The 17,505-nt window shown below is 73.0% G+C and carries 16 protein-coding genes; 9 read left to right on the forward strand and 7 right to left on the reverse strand.

All coding sequences use genetic code 11. The features are described 5' to 3' along the window. Positions 1–8 precede the first annotated feature (8 nt). Both rarD and OHB09_RS19145 read right to left on the reverse strand, forming a co-directional pair. A complete protein-coding gene (rarD, locus tag OHB09_RS19140; protein ID WP_407077335.1) occupies positions 9–1,049 on the reverse strand; it encodes an EamA family transporter RarD in 1,041 nt (346 codons plus the stop codon). Positions 1,050–1,302: 253 nt separating this feature from the next. After that, a complete protein-coding gene (locus OHB09_RS19145) occupies positions 1,303–2,157 on the reverse strand; it encodes an SDR family oxidoreductase (protein WP_167793509.1) in 855 nt (284 codons plus the stop codon). A gap of 124 nt (positions 2,158–2,281) precedes the next feature. On the opposite strand from OHB09_RS19145, the gene OHB09_RS19150 reads away from it, so the two are divergent. Further along, positions 2,282–2,731: a winged helix-turn-helix transcriptional regulator gene (locus OHB09_RS19150; protein WP_234527738.1), complete on the forward strand. Its 450-nt coding sequence runs from the start codon at positions 2,282–2,284 to the stop codon at positions 2,729–2,731. 42 nt (positions 2,732–2,773) lie between these two features. Here OHB09_RS19150 and OHB09_RS19155 read toward each other — a convergent pair whose 3' ends face one another. From OHB09_RS19155 to OHB09_RS19175, 5 genes are all read right to left on the reverse strand, one after another. Beyond that, positions 2,774–3,775 (reverse strand): 2-oxoacid:ferredoxin oxidoreductase subunit beta, encoded by a 1,002-nt coding sequence (locus tag OHB09_RS19155; protein WP_234527743.1) that lies wholly within the window; start codon positions 3,773–3,775, stop codon positions 2,774–2,776. Between the two features lie 121 nt (positions 3,776–3,896). Further along, positions 3,897–5,837, reverse strand: coding sequence for a 2-oxoacid:acceptor oxidoreductase subunit alpha (locus OHB09_RS19160; protein ID WP_006140989.1), 1,941 nt, complete (start codon positions 5,835–5,837; stop codon positions 3,897–3,899). A gap of 186 nt (positions 5,838–6,023) precedes the next feature. Next, positions 6,024–6,695: a response regulator transcription factor gene (locus tag OHB09_RS19165; protein ID WP_078630966.1), complete on the reverse strand. Its 672-nt coding sequence runs from the start codon at positions 6,693–6,695 to the stop codon at positions 6,024–6,026. A gap of 161 nt (positions 6,696–6,856) precedes the next feature. Continuing rightward, positions 6,857–8,242 (reverse strand): sensor histidine kinase, encoded by a 1,386-nt coding sequence (locus tag OHB09_RS19170; protein ID WP_040895612.1) that lies wholly within the window; start codon positions 8,240–8,242, stop codon positions 6,857–6,859. A 161-nt stretch (positions 8,243–8,403) separates the two neighbouring features. Beyond that, positions 8,404–9,651 (reverse strand): sensor histidine kinase, encoded by a 1,248-nt coding sequence (locus OHB09_RS19175; RefSeq protein WP_191890198.1) that lies wholly within the window; start codon positions 9,649–9,651, stop codon positions 8,404–8,406. Positions 9,652–9,968: 317 nt separating this feature from the next. Here OHB09_RS19175 and OHB09_RS19180 point away from each other — a divergent pair, with 317 nt between their 5' ends. Genes OHB09_RS19180 through OHB09_RS19215 form a run of 8 tightly spaced genes read left to right on the forward strand, consistent with a single transcriptional unit; the run spans position 9,969 to position 17,503 of the window. Then, positions 9,969–10,379 (forward strand): NADH-quinone oxidoreductase subunit A, encoded by a 411-nt coding sequence (locus tag OHB09_RS19180; protein ID WP_006140984.1) that lies wholly within the window; start codon positions 9,969–9,971, stop codon positions 10,377–10,379. Further along, positions 10,370–11,290, forward strand: coding sequence for an NADH-quinone oxidoreductase subunit B (locus OHB09_RS19185; protein WP_191854561.1), 921 nt, complete (start codon positions 10,370–10,372; stop codon positions 11,288–11,290). Before OHB09_RS19180 ends, OHB09_RS19185 begins: the two co-directional genes overlap by 10 nt. Further along, positions 11,287–12,741, forward strand: a complete 1,455-nt coding sequence (locus OHB09_RS19190; RefSeq protein ID WP_328922294.1) for an NADH-quinone oxidoreductase subunit C — start codon at positions 11,287–11,289, stop codon at positions 12,739–12,741. Before OHB09_RS19185 ends, OHB09_RS19190 begins: the two co-directional genes overlap by 4 nt. Beyond that, positions 12,738–13,706: a complex I subunit 1/NuoH family protein gene (locus OHB09_RS19195; RefSeq protein WP_006140979.1), complete on the forward strand. Its 969-nt coding sequence runs from the start codon at positions 12,738–12,740 to the stop codon at positions 13,704–13,706. The genes OHB09_RS19190 and OHB09_RS19195 overlap by 4 nt, the downstream gene beginning before the upstream one ends. Next, positions 13,706–14,407: a NuoI/complex I 23 kDa subunit family protein gene (locus tag OHB09_RS19200; protein ID WP_191890200.1), complete on the forward strand. Its 702-nt coding sequence runs from the start codon at positions 13,706–13,708 to the stop codon at positions 14,405–14,407. Before OHB09_RS19195 ends, OHB09_RS19200 begins: the two co-directional genes overlap by 1 nt. Beyond that, positions 14,404–15,051 (forward strand): NADH-quinone oxidoreductase subunit J family protein, encoded by a 648-nt coding sequence (locus tag OHB09_RS19205; protein ID WP_006140977.1) that lies wholly within the window; start codon positions 14,404–14,406, stop codon positions 15,049–15,051. The genes OHB09_RS19200 and OHB09_RS19205 overlap by 4 nt, the downstream gene beginning before the upstream one ends. Continuing rightward, entirely contained in the window at positions 15,051–15,515 is a 465-nt protein-coding gene (gene nuoK / locus OHB09_RS19210; RefSeq protein WP_006140976.1) for an NADH-quinone oxidoreductase subunit NuoK, read from the forward strand. Before OHB09_RS19205 ends, nuoK begins: the two co-directional genes overlap by 1 nt. Beyond that, on the forward strand, positions 15,512–17,503 hold the full coding sequence (locus tag OHB09_RS19215) for an NADH-quinone oxidoreductase subunit 5 family protein (protein WP_006140975.1): 1,992 nt from the start codon (positions 15,512–15,514) through the stop codon (positions 17,501–17,503). The genes nuoK and OHB09_RS19215 overlap by 4 nt, the downstream gene beginning before the upstream one ends. Positions 17,504–17,505 lie beyond the last annotated feature (2 nt).

Below are 17,505 nucleotides of genomic sequence, written 5' to 3' on the forward strand. Positions count from 1 at the left end.
GCCCCCGGCTACGGCCGGGGTGAGCGCTCCGCCTCCCGCTCCGCCTCCCGCTCCGCCACCGCCGTCGCCGCCGTGGTCGTCGCGCCACCGGAGGCGGCGGCCCGTTCGCGGGCCGTGCGCGCGCGCAGCGCCACGGCGCTCCGGCGGGCCGTGCGCAGCGCGTCCCAGGTGAGCAGGACGAGGGCAGCCCACACCAGGACGAACCCCGCCCACCGCTCGGGCGGCATCTCCTCGTGGAAGTAGAGGATGCCGAGCAGGAACTGGAAGACCGGCGTCAGGTACTGCAGCAGCCCCAGCGTGGACAGCGGCACCCGGATCGCGGCGGCGCCGAAGCACACCAGCGGCAGCGCGGTCACCAGTCCGGCCGCGGCGAGCAGCGCGGCGTGCCCGAAGCCGTGCGAGGCGAAGGTGGAACCGCCGTGCGCGCCGAGCCACAGCAGGTAGGCGAGCGCCGGCAGGAACTGCACGGCGGTCTCCGCGGCCAGCGACTCGATGCCGCCCAGGTTGACCTTCTTCTTCACCAGGCCGTAGGTGGCGAACGAGAAGGCGAGGCAGAGGGAGACCCACGGCGGCCGGCCGTAGCCGACGGTGAGGACGACCACCGCGAGGGCGCCGATCCCGACGGCCGCCCACTGCGCGGTGCGCAGCCGCTCCTTCAGCAGCAGCACGCCCATCGCGATGGTGACCAGCGGGTTGATGAAGTAGCCGAGCGAGGCCTCGACGACGTGCCCGGAGTTCACCGCCCAGATGTAGACGCCCCAGTTGACGGTGATCACGGCGGCGGCGATGGTGACCAGCCCCAGCCGCCGCGGCGAGCGCAGCAGTTCTCCGGCCCACGCCCAGCGGCGCATCACCAGCAGTGCCACCCCCACGATGCCGAGCGACCAGACCATGCGGTGGGCGAGGATCTCCACCGCGCCGGCGGGCTTCAGCAGGGGCCAGAACAGGGGGACGAGGCCCCACATGCCGTACGCGGCGAAGCCGTTGAACAGGCCGGCGCGCGATTCGCCGCCGTGCCCCGTCGATCCCTTGGTCGGCTGCCCGGACACCGGCGCCTCCTCTCCCACGCTCTCCCGCTCCACGGCGGCTTCGGGGCCGTACGCCGGTTCCGTCCTCCGCGACCGCGCGGCACGGACGGCCGACCGTACGACCCTCCGCAAGGTAACGCCGGAAACCCCCGCCTGTCATGTCCGTACCGGAATACGGTCATGACAGGCGGGGGGGGGCGGCAACCGGGAGAGCCGGGGCGTCGGGGAGGTCGGAGTGCCCCGGTGCCCCGGGTGTCCGGGGAGTGCCGTGGGGTCAGCCCTTGAGCGCCACCGCGATCGCGTCGGCCAGCGGCGTGGTCGGGCGGCCGGCCAGGCGGGAGAGGTCGCCGGTCGTGACCTCCAGCTCGCCCTCGGCGATGGCGGCGTCCACGTTCGCGAGCATCTCCGCGAAGGGCCCGGGGACCCCGGCGCCGGTCAGGATGGCCGCGTACTGCTCGGTGGAGACGGGGGTGTAGCGGATCTCCTTGCCGGTCTGCCGGCTGATCTCGGCCGCGTACTCGGCGAAGCTCCACGCCTCGTCGCCGCCCAGCTCGTAGGTCTTGTTCTCGTGGCCCTCGCCGGTGAGCACCGCCACCGCGGCGGCCGCGTAGTCCGCACGCGCGGCGGAGGAGAGCCGGCCCTCGCCCGCGGCGGCGACGACCGCGCCGTGCTCCAGGACGGTGCCGAGCTGCTCGGTGTAGTTCTCGTGGTACCAGCCGTTGCGCAGCAGCGCGTACGGCAGGCCGGAGGCCAGCAGCGCCTCCTCGGTGCCCCGGTGGTCGTCGGCCAGCGAGGCCGTCAGGCTCGCGGGGGCGCTGGTGTAGGCGAGCAGGGCGACCCCGGCGGCCCGGGCCGCCTCGATGACGACCTTGTGCTGCTGGACCCGGCCCTTGGCGAACTCGTTGCCGGAGATCAGCAGCACCTTGTCGCCGGCCGAGAAGAGGCCGTCGAAGGTCTCGGGCGCGTTGTAGTCGGCGACGGCGAGCCGTACGCCCCGCGCGGCGAGATCGGCGGCGCGGGACTCGTCGCGCACGACGGCGGTGACCTGGCCGGCGGGGACCTTCTCCAGCAGCTGTTCCACGACGAGTCGGCCGAGGTGTCCGGTGGCTCCGGTGACGACGATGCTCATGGGGGGTGCGCTCCTACGGGGGATGGTCGGAAGTTCGTCTGCTGCACTCACCCTAGGAGCTGCACTAACCAAATGACAGTACCCACTTTGAAGTAAGGTACTGGTGTCGGGGTAGGGTACGGGAATGGCGACGACCAGAGTGATGACCAAGGTGCCGAGCGCTGCGGAAGAGGCCGGGACGATGTGTCCCCACCGCCTCGTCCTCGAACACGTGACCAGCCGCTGGGCCGTTCTCGTGCTCGTCGCGCTGCTGGAGCGCCCCTACCGCTTCGGCGAACTGCGCCGGGAGGTCAACGCGATCGGCGGCAGGTCCGTCAGCGAGAAGATGCTCACGCAGACCCTGCAGACCCTCGAACGCGACGGCGTGGTCCACCGGGACGCCAAGCCGGTGATACCGCCGCGCGTCGACTACTCGCTGACGGACCTGGGCCGGGAGGCGGCGGAGCAGGTACGCGCGCTCACCCGCTGGGCGGACCGGCGCATGGACGACGTCCTGCGCGCCCGCGTGGTCTACGACGAGGCGCGCGCCGCGCACGAGGAAGCCCGGACCGCGTCGGCGGTCCGGGCTTCCTGAGGTACCGGCTCCCGCACCTGGTGCGAGGTCCGGCGGATCGGTTCAGCCGATGACGGTCCAGGTGTCGCCGCCGGCCATGAGTGCGGCGAGGTCGCCCTTGCCGTTCTGCTCGACGGCGGTGTCGAGTTGTCCGGCCATGAGGGTGTCGTAGACGGGGCGGTCCACGGAGCGGAACACGCCGATCGGGGTGTGGTGCAGGGTGTCGGGGTCGGCGAGCCGGGACAGGGCGAAGGCGGTGGTGGGTGAGGCGGAGTGTGCGTCGTGGATGAGCACCTGGGCTTCGTTGTCCGGGGTCACCTCGACGACCTGCAGGTCTCCGGTCGCGGGGTCGCGGACGACGCCCTTGGCCCGGTCCGGGCCGAAGCGGATGGGCTGTCCGTGTTCGAGGCGGATGACGGCTTCCTCGGCCTGCTGCTGGTCCTTGAGGGCTTCGAAGGCGCCGTCGTTGAAGATGTTGCAGTTCTGGTAGATCTCCACCAGTGCGGTGCCGGGGTGGGCGGCCGCCTGCCGCAGGACCTCGGTGAGGTGTTTGCGGTCGGAGTCCACGGTGCGGGCGACGAAGGAGGCCTCCGCGCCCAGCGCGAGGGAGACGGGGTTGAAGGGCACGTCGAGGGAGCCCATCGGCGTCGACTTGGTGATCTTGCCGATCTCGGAGGTCGGCGAGTACTGGCCCTTGGTCAGTCCGTAGATCCGGTTGTTGAACAGCAGGATCTTCAGGTTGACGTTGCGGCGCAGGGCGTGGATGAGGTGGTTGCCGCCGATGGACAGGGCGTCGCCGTCACCGGTGACGACCCATACCGACAGATCCTGGCGCGAGGTGGCGAGGCCGGTGGCGATGGCGGGGGCGCGGCCGTGGATGGAGTGCATCCCGTAGGTGTTCATGTAGTACGGGAAGCGGGAGGAGCAGCCGATGCCCGAGACGAAGACGATGTTCTCCTTGGCCACGCCCAGTTCGGGCATGAAGCCCTGGACGGCGGCGAGGATGGCGTAGTCGCCGCAGCCGGGGCACCAGCGGACTTCCTGGTCGGACTTGAAGTCCTTCATCGACTGCCGGGCGGCGGCCTTCGGCACCAGCGAGAGCGAGGCGAACGTCGTGCTCGCGGGGGTGCCCGCGGCGGCGGGTCCGCGGCCGGCGGGCCCGCCCGTGCCGTGTGCGGTCGTCGTCTCAGTCATCGATGGCCTCCTTCAGAGCCGTGGCGAGCTGTTCGGCCTTGAACGGCATGCCGTTGACCTGGTTGTACGAGTCTGCGTCGACCAGGTACTTCGCGCGGATCAGGGTGGCGAGCTGGCCGAGGTTCATCTCGGGGATCACGACCTTGTCGTAGGCGGCGAGGACCGTGCCCAGGTTCTTCGGGAAGGGGTTGAGGTGGCGCAGGTGGGCCTGGGCGATGTGTTCGCCGGCGGTGCGCAGCCGCCGTACGGCTGCCGTGATGGGGCCGTAGGTGGAGCCCCAGCCCAGCACCAGGGTGCGGGCGGTGTTGCCGGGGTCGTCGACCTCCAGGTCGGCGACCGCGATGTTGTCGATCTTGGCCTGGCGGGTGCGGACCATGAAGTCGTGGTTGGCGGGGTCGTAGGAGATGTTGCCGGTGCCGTCCTGCTTCTCGATGCCGCCGATGCGGTGTTCCAGGCCGGGCGTGCCGGGGACGGCCCAGGGGCGGGCCAGGGTCTGCGGGTCGCGTTTGTAGGGCCAGAACGCCTGGGTGCCGTCGTCCAGGGTGTGGTTGGGGCCCTGGGCGAACTCCACCCGCAGGTCGGGCAGTTCCTCGAGTTCGGGGATCCGCCAGGGCTCGGAGCCGTTGGCGAGGTAGCCGTCGGAGAGCAGGAAGACCGGTGTGCGGTAGACCAGCGCGATCCGTGCCGCCTCCAGCGCCGCCTGGAAGCAGTCCGCCGGGGTGCGCGGGGCGATCACCGGCACGGGTGCCTCACCGTTGCGGCCGTACATCGCCTGCAGCAGGTCCGCCTGCTCGGTCTTGGTCGGCAGCCCCGTCGACGGACCCCCGCGCTGGATGTCCACGATCAGCAGCGGCAGTTCCAGGGAGACCGCGAGCCCGATCGTCTCCGACTTCAGCGCCACCCCCGGCCCCGAGGTCGTCGTCACCGCCAGTGAACCCCCGAAGGCCGCCCCCAGCGCCGCCCCGATACCCGCGATCTCGTCCTCGGCCTGGAAGGTCCGCACACCGAAGTTCTTGTGCTTCGACAGCTCGTGCAGGATGTCCGAGGCCGGCGTGATCGGGTACGAGCCCAGATACAGCGGCAGCTCCGCCTGCCGCGAGGCCGCCACCAGACCGTAGGACAGGGCCAGGTTCCCGGAGATGTTGCGGTAGGTACCCGTCGGGAACGCGGTCGCCGCCGGGGCGACCTCGTAGGAGACCGCGAAGTCCTCCGTCGTCTCCCCGAAGTTCCACCCCGCACGGAACGCCGCGATGTTCGCCGCCGCGATGTCCGGCTTCTTCGCGAACTTCGTCCGCAGGAACCGCTCCGTGCCCTCCGTCGGCCGGTGATACATCCACGACAGCAGACCCAGCGCGAACATGTTCTTGCTGCGCTCGGCCTCCTTACGGGACAGCGCGAACTCCTTCAGCGCCTCCACCGTCAGCGTCGTCAGCGGCACCGGATGGATCTGATAGCCGTCCAGCGAGCCGTCCTCCAGCGGAGAGACCGCGTAGCCGACCTTCTGCATCGCCCGCCTGGTGAACTCGTCGGTGTTGACGATGATCTCCGCGCCGCGCGGCAGGTCCCCCACGTTCGCCTTCAGCGCCGCCGGGTTCATCGCGACCAGCACATCGGGCGCGTCACCCGGAGTGAGGATGTCGTGGTCGGCGAAGTGCAGCTGGAACGACGAGACACCCGGCAGGGTCCCGGCGGGCGCCCGGATCTCGGCGGGGAAGTTCGGCAGGGTCGACAGGTCGTTGCCGAACGAAGCGGTCTCGGAGGTGAAACGGTCACCCGTGAGCTGCATACCGTCACCCGAGTCACCCGCGAACCGGATGATCACCCGGTCCAACCGGCGGACGTCCTTGGTGCCCGCCGGTTTGCGCTGTCCTCCCACGAGGGCCCCGTCGGCCCCGTCGGCCTGTTCCGTTGTGCTGCTGACCTTGCTGGTCACTGAACTGGACCTCCCTCGAGGCGGCTGGCCGGGAGCGGTCGTCCCGCCGACCTTTCCGGCACAACCCTACGTCGGTAAGGGTGGCCTTCCCTCGGCCGTTCGCATGATGGACGTGGAAATGAGACCGCACGGCCGTGTGTGCGGCATCCCTGTTGACAAATTGTCAACGAGGACCGGCCGGGCAGTCTAGGAATTCAGATAGGTGAGCACGGCCAGCACCCGGCGATGGTCCCCGTCGCTCGGCGACAGGCCCAGCTTCAGGAAGATGTTGCTGACGTGCTTCTCGACCGCGCCGTCGCTCACCACGAGCTGCCGCGCGACCGCCGAGTTCGTCCGCCCCTCCGCCATCAGCCCCAGCACCTCCCGCTCCCGGGGGGTGAGCCCGGCGAGCACGTCCTGCTTGCGGCTGCGGCCCAGCAGCTGCGCGACCACCTCGGGGTCCAGTGCCGTACCGCCCCGCGCGACCCGGACCACGGCGTCCACGAACTCGCGGACATCCGCGACACGGTCCTTGAGCAGATAGCCGACCCCGCGGCTGGAGGCGGCCAGCAGCTCGGTCGCGTAGCGCTCCTCGACGTACTGCGAGAGCACGAGCACGCCGAGCCCGGGATGGGTGCGCCGCAGCTCGACGGCGGCGCGCACGCCCTCGTCCGTGTGGGTGGGCGGCATGCGCACGTCCGCGACGACGACGTCGGGGAGGGCGCCCTCGGCGGACAGCTCGGTGATCGTCTTGATCAGTGCCTCACCGTCGCCGACACCGGCGACGACCTCGTGCCCCCGGTCGGTGAGGAGGCGGGTCAGGCCCTCCCTCAACAACACGGAATCCTCGGCGATGACCACTCGCACCCTGTCCTCCACGGCGATGTTCCCCCTGCGATCCATGTGCGCCCCGCGCGCAGCGACAGCCCAAGCATCGCAGGGGACGGCGGCGGGCGGGGAGGGACGGCCCCCCGCTCCGCCCCTCCCCGCCCGGCCCCGCTCCGGGACCTGCCTCCGCCGGGCGTCGCGCCCGGCGGGTCTCAGGCCCGCCAGGGCAGCTCCGCCGTCACCCGGGTGGGCCCGCCCACCGGGGAGTCGACCACCAGCAGACCGTCCACCGCGTCCAGGCGCTCCGCGAGACCCGCGAGCCCGGACCCCCCGGCCACATCGGCCCCGCCCACCCCGTCGTCCTCCACCTGCAGCATCAGCCGGTCCTCGGCCCGCCACACGTCCACGACCCCCCGCTGCGCCCCGCTGTGCTTGCTGACGTTCTGCAGCAGCTCGCAGACCGTGAAGTAGGCGATGCCCTCGATCGCGGGCGCCGGCCGCGAGGGCAGGTCCACGTCCACCGACACCGGCACCGTGCAGCGCGAGGCGACCGAGGAGAGTGCCGCGTCCAGGCCCCGGTCGGTGAGGACCGCGGGGTGGATGCCGCGGGCCAGGTCCCGCAGCTCCTGCAGCGCCGTCTTCACCTCGCCGTGCGCCTCGTCCACCATGCGCGCCGCCGCCTCCGGGTCCTCGGTGACCTTCTCCTTGGCCAGCCCCAGGTCCATCGCCAGCGCCACCAGCCGGGCCTGCGCCCCGTCGTGCAGGTCGCGCTCGATGCGCCGCAGGTCCGCCGCCGCCGTGTTCACCACGACCCCCCGGTCCGACTCCAGCTCCACCACGCGCGCCGACAGCCGCGAGGGCCCGAGCAGCCCGTGCACCAGCACCCGGTCGACGGTGGTCAGCCCGCGAACGATCCACGGGGTGGCCATCGTGAACAGCAGGCCCACCAGCGCCGTCACCGTGATCTCGAACGGGTTGTCGAGGTAGATGCGGTGGGTCCCGTCACCGTAGAGCTGGAGGCCGCCCTGCCCGGCCCACATCGGGAAGACCCAGAACCACAGCGGGTAGGTGAGCGTCGCCCAGCCGTACGCCCAGAGGGTCAGCGCGACGGTGAAGGCGAACACCGCCCACGGCAGGTGCACCAGCGCGTACAGCAGGTGCCGCCACGAGGAGCCGCTGCGGAACATCGCCCCCGTCCAGGCCAGCACCCCCCGCTCCCGGGGCCGCAGCGGCTCCGGCTCGGCCACGTCGAGGCCCAGCAGGCCCCGCGCCCGCGCCCGCTCCAGCGTGCCGAAGCCCCGGCAGGTCGCGAGCGTCGCCGCGAGCAGCGGGATGCCGACGAAGGTGACCAGCAGACCCGCCCCGAGCGACACCATCGTCACGGTCAGCGTGAACATGAGGACGCTGAGCGGCAGGCTGAGCATCAGGTACGAGAACTCGCGCCAGCTCCGCCCCTCGAACGGTGCCCGCAGCCCGGCCGGCAGCCGGTGCCCGCGCCCCTCGGCACCGCCGCCGCGCCCCCCGCGGCCGTACACCTCGTGAACGTCGTGTCCCGGGTCGTACTCCCGCGCGTATCCCTGCCCGTACTGCGTGGCCATCGCCGCCGTCCGTTCGTGTCGTCGTGCTCCGTCGCTGTGCACAAGCCTCCCGGTCGGGGGCCCGCGCGGCCATGCGGCGGGTCGGCGTCCTCATGCGGGGGTTTTCCCCACCCCGGGCCCACCCCGGGCCCACCCCGGGCCCACCCCGGGCCCGTGCGGGCCTACGGGTGCCGGGTCACGGGGCTGCGGCCCGTCCGGTCCCGGTGGCCCTCCCGGTCCCACCACGGCAACTCGGCCGTGACCGTCGTCGGGCCGCCCTCCGGCGAGTCGATGACGAACAGGCCGTCGACCGCGTCGAGCCGGTCCGCGAGCCCCGCCATGCCCGTGCCGCCGTCCAGCCGCGCCCCGCCCCGGCCGTCGTCCCACACCTGGATCAGCAGCCGCCCCTCGGCCCGCCACACGTCGACGGCCGCCGAGCGCGCCCCGCTGTGCTTGCTGATGTTCTGCAGCAGCTCGGAGACGGTGAAGTAGGCGATGCCCTCGATCGCGGCCGCCGGCCGGGCCGGGAGCTCCACGGTGACCTTCACCGGCACCGTGCAGCGCGTGGCCACCGAGGAGAGCGCCGCGTCCAGGCCCCGGTCGGTGAGGACCGCGGGGTGGATGCCGCGGGCCAGGTCCCGAAGCTCCTGCAGGGCGAGCTTCACCTCGCCGTGCGCCTCGTCCACCATCACCGCGGCCGCGTCCGGGTCCTCCAGCAGCTTCTCCTTCGCCAGACCGAGCCCCATCGCCAGCGCCACCAGCCGGGCCTGCGCCCCGTCGTGCAGGTCGCGTTCGATGCGCCGCAGGTCCGCCGCCGCCGTGTCCACCACGAAGCCGCGGTCGGACTCCAGTTCACGGATGCGCCGCTCCAGTTCCTCAGAGGGGGAGAGCAGCGCCCGCACCAGCACCCGGTCCACATTGGTCAGCCCTCGTGCCACGAAGGGCAGCACGGGCCACAGCACGAACAGCGAGACCAGCGCCGTGGTGAAGGTGAAGATCCCCCACGGCAGCCGGATCAGGTCGTACAGCATCGTCCGCCAGCCCACCGGGTCCTTCAGCGCCAGCCACAGCCGGCGGCTCCGGCGGCCGCCCACGAGCACGGGGATCGGCGTCGGCTCCGCCACCCGCACACCGAGCAGCGTCCGCGCCCTCGCCCGCTCCAGCCGGCCGAGCTGCCGGGAGCCGGCCAGCCCCAGGGCCAGCAGCGGCAGACCGATCACGGTCACCGTCAGCGCCGAACCGACGGACAGCACCGTCACCGCGTAGACGAAGCCGATCAATGCCATCGGCAGGTTGCCCAGCAGGTGGACGATCTCCCGCCAGGTGCCTGCCGTGAGGGCGAACCCGGGGGGCGGCAGCCGCGCGTCCTCCGGCCCCGCCCCGGCCGTCCGCGCCGTCCCCGCTGCCGCTGTCGTCAGGTGTTCCGTCATGCCGTCAGCGTGCCGGTCGGGAGCCGAGAACGCCATGAGGCGGACCGGCTCGCGCCACCGGGGGAAAACCCCACCACGGCCCCGCCGAAACCCGGCCACGGCGCCGCCGCGGCGGCCCCGCGCATCCGTCCCGGCCCACCTCTCGCGCGGTGTGCCGGCCCGCGCGGAGGGTACCCCCGCATCCCAAGGTGTGACGGGCTGCTTACCGTCTCTTTAGCAGGGCCTAGACTCCCGTGCGTACGGATCGCCGGACTCACACAGTTCGCGAAGGTCACGAGGGTCGCAGAAGTCACACGGTCAGGGAGCGAGGGGCGGGCGTGCCGGAGCCGGAACAGCCGGGACAGACGGTCGTCGTCGCGGCGGACTACTTCTCCTCCTATTCGGTCGTCGGACTGCTCGCCGTCGTCGGCGTGCTCTTCGTCACCGTGGCGTTCGGCGCCAACCGCCTGCTGCGCCCCGCCGTGCCCACGCCCGAGAAACTCCTGACGTACGAGTGCGGCGTCGACCCCGTCGGCGAGGGCTGGGCCCACACCCAGGTCCGCTACTACGTCTACGCGTTCCTCTACGTGATCTTCGCGGTCGACTCGATCTTCCTCTTCCCGTGGGCGACGGTGTTCTCCGCTCCCGGCTTCGGCGCGGCGACCCTCGTCGAGATGTTCCTCTTCCTCGGCTTCCTGGCCGTGGGACTGCTCTACGCGTACAAGAAGGGCGTCCTGACATGGACGTGACCCCCACCCGTTCCGGAGGCGCCGACGGTGCGGCAGGTTCCGGAGGCCCCGGTGCTCCCGGTGCCTCACGGCCGGTGTTCCTGCCCGACCCCGCGCCGGTGACCGGCCCCTCCGGCCCGCCGGACCCGACGGGCTCCCCGGGCACGCTCGAGCCCCGGCGGCTCGGCACACTGGCCCGGCTCGCCCCCGAGCCGATGAAGGTGGTCCTCAACTGGGGCCGCCGCTACTCGCTGTGGGTCTTCAACTTCGGACTCGCCTGCTGCGCCATCGAGTTCATCGCCGCCTCGATGTCCCGCCACGACTTCATGCGGCTGGGCGTGATCCCCTTCGCGCCCGGCCCCCGCCAGGCCGACCTGATGGTCGTCTCCGGCACGGTGACGGACAAGATGGCGCCCGCCGTGAAGCGGCTGTACGAGCAGATGCCCGAGCCGAAGTACGTCATCTCCTTCGGCGCCTGCTCCAACTGCGGCGGCCCGTACTGGGACTCCTACGCCGTCACCAAGGGCGTCGACCAGATCATCCCCGTCGACGTCTACGTCCCCGGCTGCCCGCCCCGGCCCGAGGCGCTGCTGCAGGGGATCATCAAGCTCCAGGAGAAGATCGCCCGCGAGTCGCTGGGCGAGCGCTACGGCGCGCAGCACGGCGGGAGCGGCGGGCCGCGCCCGTCGACGGCCGCGCTCGGCTCCGGCCTCGTACGGGCCCCGGAGACGCCCGGAAGCGCGGGCGGCACCGGGGGGCCGGGGAGTGCCGAGGCTCCGGGGAGTGCCGGGGGTTCGGGAAGCGACGGGGGTTCCGGGGGTCCGGAGTCGTCCGAGGCTTCGGAGACGTCCGAGACTCCGGGGGCTTCCGAGGGCCCGGGGGCTTCGGGACGCGCGGCCGGTTCCGAGGGTCCGGGGGAGGGTGCGCGATGACCGAGGCCGGCTGGCTGCCCGCCCCCGTCGGCGAGCTCTTCGGTCCGGAGGCCACGGCCGAGGAGTCGTACGACCTCCTCACCGTCGACGTGCCGCCCACCGAGTGGATCACCGCCCTGCGCACCGCCCGGGACGGCCTCGGCTGCACCTACTTCGACTGGCTCAGCGCGGTCGACGAACCGGGCACCGGCTTCCGCGTGTCCGCCCACGTGGTCGCCCTCTCCCCGGTGCGGCGCCTCCTCGTCCGCACGACCGTCCCGCACGACGCCCCCGTGCTGCCCACCGCCGTGGACGTCTACGCGGGCGCCGGCTGGCACGAACGCGAGACGCACGAGATGTTCGGCGTCGGCTTCGAGGGCCACCCGGCGCTGGACCATCTGCTGCTCCCCGAGACCTTCGAGGGGCACCCGCTGCGCAAGGACTTCGTCCTCGCCGCCCGCGTCGCCAAGGCGTGGCCGGGCGCCAAGGAACCGGGGGAGTCCGAGCACGGCGGGCCCAAGCGCCGCCAGATGCAGCCCCCGGGCGTCCCCGACCCGAACGAGTGGGGCCCGCTCAAGGGCACGCTCCCGGCTGCCCCGGCCCGCCCGGCGCGCGGCGCCCGCGCGGCCGGCGAACGCCCTGCCCGCACCCCGGGCGAGCGCCCCCCGCGGCGCACCCGCACCGCGTCCCAGGGCTCGGTCGGCCAGGCGCCCGGGGCCCCGTCGGAGGCGACCCCCGCGCGGCCGGCCCGACCGGCCCCGGCGGAGGGCACCGCCCCCGCCCGCACCCCCCGCCGCGCCCGCTCGGCGGGCGAGGGCTCGGCCTCCCAGCGCCCGGGCCCCGGCGAAGCCACCGGACCGACGCGACCGGACGGGACCGGAGCCACGGAGGCCGCGGGGAGCACCGAGGCCGCCGGGGCCACGGGGCCCGCGGAGAACACGAACACCGGCGCGGACACGGGAGCCGCGGGCCCCACGGAGAGCACGGAAACCAGCGCGGCCACCGGAACCACGAGGCCCACGGAGTCCAGCGAGACCACCGAGGCCCCGGAGACCACCGAGGCCACGGAGACCGCCGGGACCACCGAGGCCCCGGAGACCACCGAGGCCACGGAGACCGCCGGGACCACCGAGGCCCCGGAGACCACCGAGGCCACGGAGAACACAGGGCCCTCGACGGCATCGAAGGCATCGACGGCATCGAAGGCATCGAAGGACTCGGATGTCTCGAAGGCCACCGAGGGGACCGGCCCGGCCGCGAGGCCGGCCCCCGCCCCGCGCGGCTCCGACGCTCCCTGGCACCACGCCCGCCCGGCCTTCGAGGACCCCGCACCCGAGGCGGACGTCCCCTCGGCGGACGCCCCGGAGCCCACCCCCGAGGCCCCGGGACCGGACGCCGAGCCGAACCCCGCGAAGCCCGCCGGCCCCACCCCCGACCCGGACGACGACCACCCCACCGGAGGCACGCAGTGAACGACGCCCTCGACGTCGCCCTGCGACTCCTCGTCGTCTTCGTCGTCTTCCTGACCTTCCCGCTGATCGTCGGCCAGGCCGAGCACAAGGTGATGGCGCACATGCAGGGCCGCCTCGGCCCCATGTACGCCGGCGGCTTCCACGGCTGGGCGCAACTCGTCGCCGACGGCGTGAAGTTCGCCCAGAAGGAGAACGTCGTCCCGGCCGAGGCCGACCGCCGCGTCTTCCAGCTCGCCCCGGCCGTCGCGCTGCTGCCCTACCTCCTCGTCCTGCTCGTCATCCCGGTCGGCCCCGGCGAGGGGGCCGTCGGCCAGTCCGTCGGCGCGGGCATCTTCTTCGTGCTCGCCGTCATGGGCGTCGGCGTCCTCGGCTCGCTCATGGCCGGCTGGGCCTCCGCGAACAAGTACTCCCTCCTCGGCGGCCTGCGCACCGCCGCCCAGCTCCTGTCCTACGAACTGCCGATGCTGCTCGCCGCGGCCTCCGTGGCGATGGCGGCCGGCACCGTCTCGCTCACCGGCATCCTCGACGCCTTCGAGTGGTGGTGGCTGCCCTGGCAGATCGTCGGCGCGCTCGTCTTCTTCGTCGCCGGGCTCGCCGAACTCCAGCGTCCCCCGTTCGACATGCCGGTCGCCGACTCGGAGATCATCTTCGGCGCGTACACCGAGTACACCGGGCTGCGCTTCGCCCTGTTCCTCCTCGCCGAGTACGCCGGGATCGTCGTCCTGTGCGGCCTGACCACCGTCCTCTTCCTCGGCGGCTGGCACGGGCCCTGGGGCGCCGACGGCCTCGGCTGGGTCTGGACCCTGCTGAAGGCCGCCCTCCTCGCCTTCGTCGTCATCTGGCTCCGCGTCACCTACCCCCGGCTGCGCGAGGACCAGTTGCAGAAGCTCTCCTGGACCGTCCTCGTCCCCCTCGCCCTCGCCCAGATCGCCCTCACCGGCGTCGTCAAGGTGGTGATCTCCTGATGCCGGAGCCGCTCCCCTCCACCCGGTCCCGCATCCCCGGCTCCGGCCTGGCCAAGGGCCTGGCCGTCACGCTGCGCACGATGACGAGGAAGACCGTCACCGCCCAGTACCCGGACACCCAGCCGCACCTCCCGCCCCGCAGCCGCGGCGTGATCGGCCTGTTCGAGGAGAACTGCACGGTCTGCATGCTGTGCGCCCGCGAGTGCCCGGACTGGTGCATCTACATCGACTCCCACAAGGAGACGGTCCCGGCGGCGAACCCCGGCGGCCGCGAGCGCAGCCGCAACGTGCTCGACCGCTTCGCCATCGACTTCTCCCTGTGCATGTACTGCGGCATCTGCATCGAGGTCTGCCCCTTCGACGCACTGTTCTGGTCCCCGGAGTTCGAGTACGCCGAGACCGACATCCGCGACCTCACCCACGAGCGCGACAAGCTCCGCGAGTGGATGTGGACCGTCCCCGCCCCGCCCGCCCTCGACCCCGGCGCGGAGGAGCCCAAGGAGATCGCCGCGGCCCGCAAGACCGCCGACAAGCTGGCCGCCGCCGAGGCCGCCCAAGCCGAGCAGGCCGCCCAGGCAGAGCAGGCCGATCACGCCGGTCCCACGGCCTCCGCCGACGCGGACCCCGCCACCCCGGGGGCAACGGGTCCCGCCACCCCGCCCGCGACCGGCCCCGACACCCCGCAGGAAGGTGAGTCGTGACCCTCGCCGCAGCCGCCGCTCCCGCGGCGCACGCCACGACCACCGCCGCCACGCAGACCCACGGGTTCCTCTCCCCGACCGGCGTCGAGATCGCCTTCCTCCTCGTCGGCCTGGTCACCCTCGGGGCCGCCCTGGTCACCGTCACCACCCGGCAACTGGTGCACGCCGCTCTCTGGCTCGTGGTGGCCCTCGGCGGCCTCGCCGTCGAATACCTCCTGCTCACCGCCGAGTTCATCGCCTGGGTGCAGGTCCTCATCTACGTCGGTTCCGTCGTCGTCCTCCTCCTGTTCGGGCTGATGCTCACCCGCGCCCCCATCGGCCGCTCCCCGGACACCGACTCGGGCAACCGCTGGGCCGCCCTCACCGTGGCCCTCGCCGCCGCGGCCGCCCTGGTGTGGGTGGTCGCCGACGCGTTCCGCACCACCTGGGTCGACCTGGACGGCGCCCCCTCCGGCTCCACCGAGGTCACCGGCCAGGCCCTCTTCCAGAACTGGGTCCTCCCCTTCGAGGCCCTCTCCGTCCTCCTCCTCGCCGCCCTCGTCGGCGCGATCGTGCTGTCCCGCAAGGCGAAGGCCGAGGCCGCGCCCCCCGCCGTCCCGGGCGCCCGCAACGGCCGGGGGCCGGCCGAGGAAGGTGCCCGCTGATGCACCTCGCCTATCCCGCCGTGCTGTCCGCCCTCCTGTTCTGCACCGGCCTGTACGGCGTCCTCGCCCGGCGCAACGCGATCCTGGTCCTGATGTCGGTCGAGCTGATGCTCAACGCCGTCAACCTCAACCTGGTCGCCTTCGACGTCTGGCTCGACCGCGCCGCCCGCGACACCCTCCACTCCGGCCAGGCCCTGACCCTCTTCATCATCGCCGTCGCCGCCGCCGAGATCGGCATCGGGCTGGCGATCGTCCTCGCCGTGCACCGCAACCGCGGCACCTCCGACATCGACCGCCTCCGCGACACCGCCGAGACCCCCGGGGGTCCCGACGGCCCGGACGGTGAGGACGGCGGACCCGACGACCCCGAAGGACCGGGCGGACCCGACGACCCCGACGGCGACGCCCACGACAGCGACGGCCCGGCAGCCACCGCGGCCCAGAAGGCCGAGGCCACCGCGTGACTACGACCACCCTCGCCGTCCTCGTCCCCGTCCTCCCCTTCCTCGGCGCCCTCGCCGGACTGCTCCTCGGCCGCACCGCCCCCGGCTTCGCGCGCCCCCTCGCCGTGCTGCCCACCTTCGCGGCGTTCGTCCTGGCCGTCCTGGTCGCGGCCCGCCAGGGCGGCGACGGCGCCCTCGACGCCGCCACCGAACTCACCCCCACCGGCTCGGTCCCCATCGAGCTCGCCCTGCACATCGACGGCTTCGCCGCCCTCGTCGCCGTCCTCGTCGGCACCGTCGCCACCTGCGTGCAGCTCTACTCGACGGGCTACCTGCGCCACGACCCGCGCTATCCCTCCTACGCCGCCCTCGTCTCCCTCTTCACCTCCGCGATGCTGCTCGTCGTCTACTCCGGCGACCTGATGGTGCTGCTGGTCGGCTGGGAGATCATGGGCATCTGCTCCTACTTCCTCGTCGGCCACTACTGGGAGACCCCCGAGGCCCGCGCCGCCTCGATCAAGGCATTCCTGGTGACCAAGCTGGGTGACGTCCCCTTCCTCATCGGCCTGCTCGCCCTCGCCCACGACACCGGCTCCTTCCGCCTCACGCGGATCCTCGGCGCCGTCGCCCACGGCGGGCTCGACCACCCGACCGTGATCGCCCTGCTGCTCCTGGCCGGCGTGGCGGGCAAGTCGGCGCAGTTCCCGCTGCACACCTGGCTCCCCGACGCGATGGCCGGCCCCACCCCCGTCTCCGCGCTGATCCACGCGGCGACCATGGTCGCCGCCGGCATCTACTTCGTCGCCCGCCTCCTCCCGGTCTTCGAGGCATCCCGGGCCGCGATGGTCGTCCTCGCCGTGATGGCCGCCGTCACCATGGCCGGCTCGGCACTCGCCGCGCTCGCCCAGGACGACATCAAACGCGTCCTCGCCTACTCGACGATCGGCCAGCTCGGCTACCTCAGCGGCGCCCTCGCCGTCGGCGACCGCGGTGCCGCCGTCTTCCACCTCCTCGCCCACGGCGCCTTCAAGGCGCTCCTCTTCCTCGCCGCCGGCGTGATCATCCACGCCGCCGGCACCAACTCGCTGGCCGCCATGTCCCGCATGGGCGACCTGCGCGCCCGCGTCCCCGACGCCTTCTGGACGATGACCGTGGCGCTGCTCGCGCTCGCCGCGATCCCGCCCTTCAGCGGCTTCTTCTCCAAGGAGGCGGTCCTCGGCGCCGCCGAGCACGTGGCCACCGGCCACACCGAGCACGCCCCCGGCGCCGCCGGCTGGATCGTCCTGGTCGCCGGTCTGCTCACCGCCCTCCTCACCGGTGCCTACGCCACCCGCCTGTGGCTGCTCGCCTTCCGCGGCCGGGGGGCCGAGGCCCCCGACCACGGCCGGCAGCCCCTCGTCATGAACGCCGTGCTCTGGGTGCTCGCCGTTCCCTCCCTCGCCTTCGGCCTCGCCTACGGCGCGCTGCCCGACTGGTTCGACGGCCGGGATCTGGCGCCCACCCTGCAGACCGCGGTCCTCGGCACCGGCCTCGCCCTGGTCGGTGTCCTCGTCACCTACGGCACCTGGCGCCACACCACTGCCCTGGCGGCCGGTACCCCGCTCGGCGCCGTAGCCGCCCATCCCGGGGGCGACGCCGGTGAGGTCGAGGCCGAGGCGATCGCCAGTCACACCCCCGTCTACGGGGACGTGGCCTCCGCGCCCGACCCCGCGGACCCCGGACGGCTGCTGCTCGGCCCGCTGCACCGCCACGCGGCCGCCGGCTTCCACCTCGACGCCGTCTACACGGTGCTCTTCGTCCGCCCCGTCCAGGCCGGCGCACGACTCGTCCGCTTCCTCGACCGCGCGGTCGTCGAGACCTACGTACAGGCCGCGGGCGCCGCGCCCCGCCTGCTGGGCGGTGCCGTACGGCGGGCCCAGACCGGCAATGTGCAGACCTATGTGAGCGCGCTGCTCGCCGGCACCGTCGTCCTGACGGTCGCCGCCGTCCTCGTCGCCACGGGAGCGTGAGC

Origin of the sequence: Streptomyces griseoaurantiacus, from assembly GCF_036189845.1 — a bacterium.
Classification (GTDB): Bacteria; Actinomycetota; Actinomycetes; order Streptomycetales; family Streptomycetaceae; genus Streptomyces; species Streptomyces griseoaurantiacus.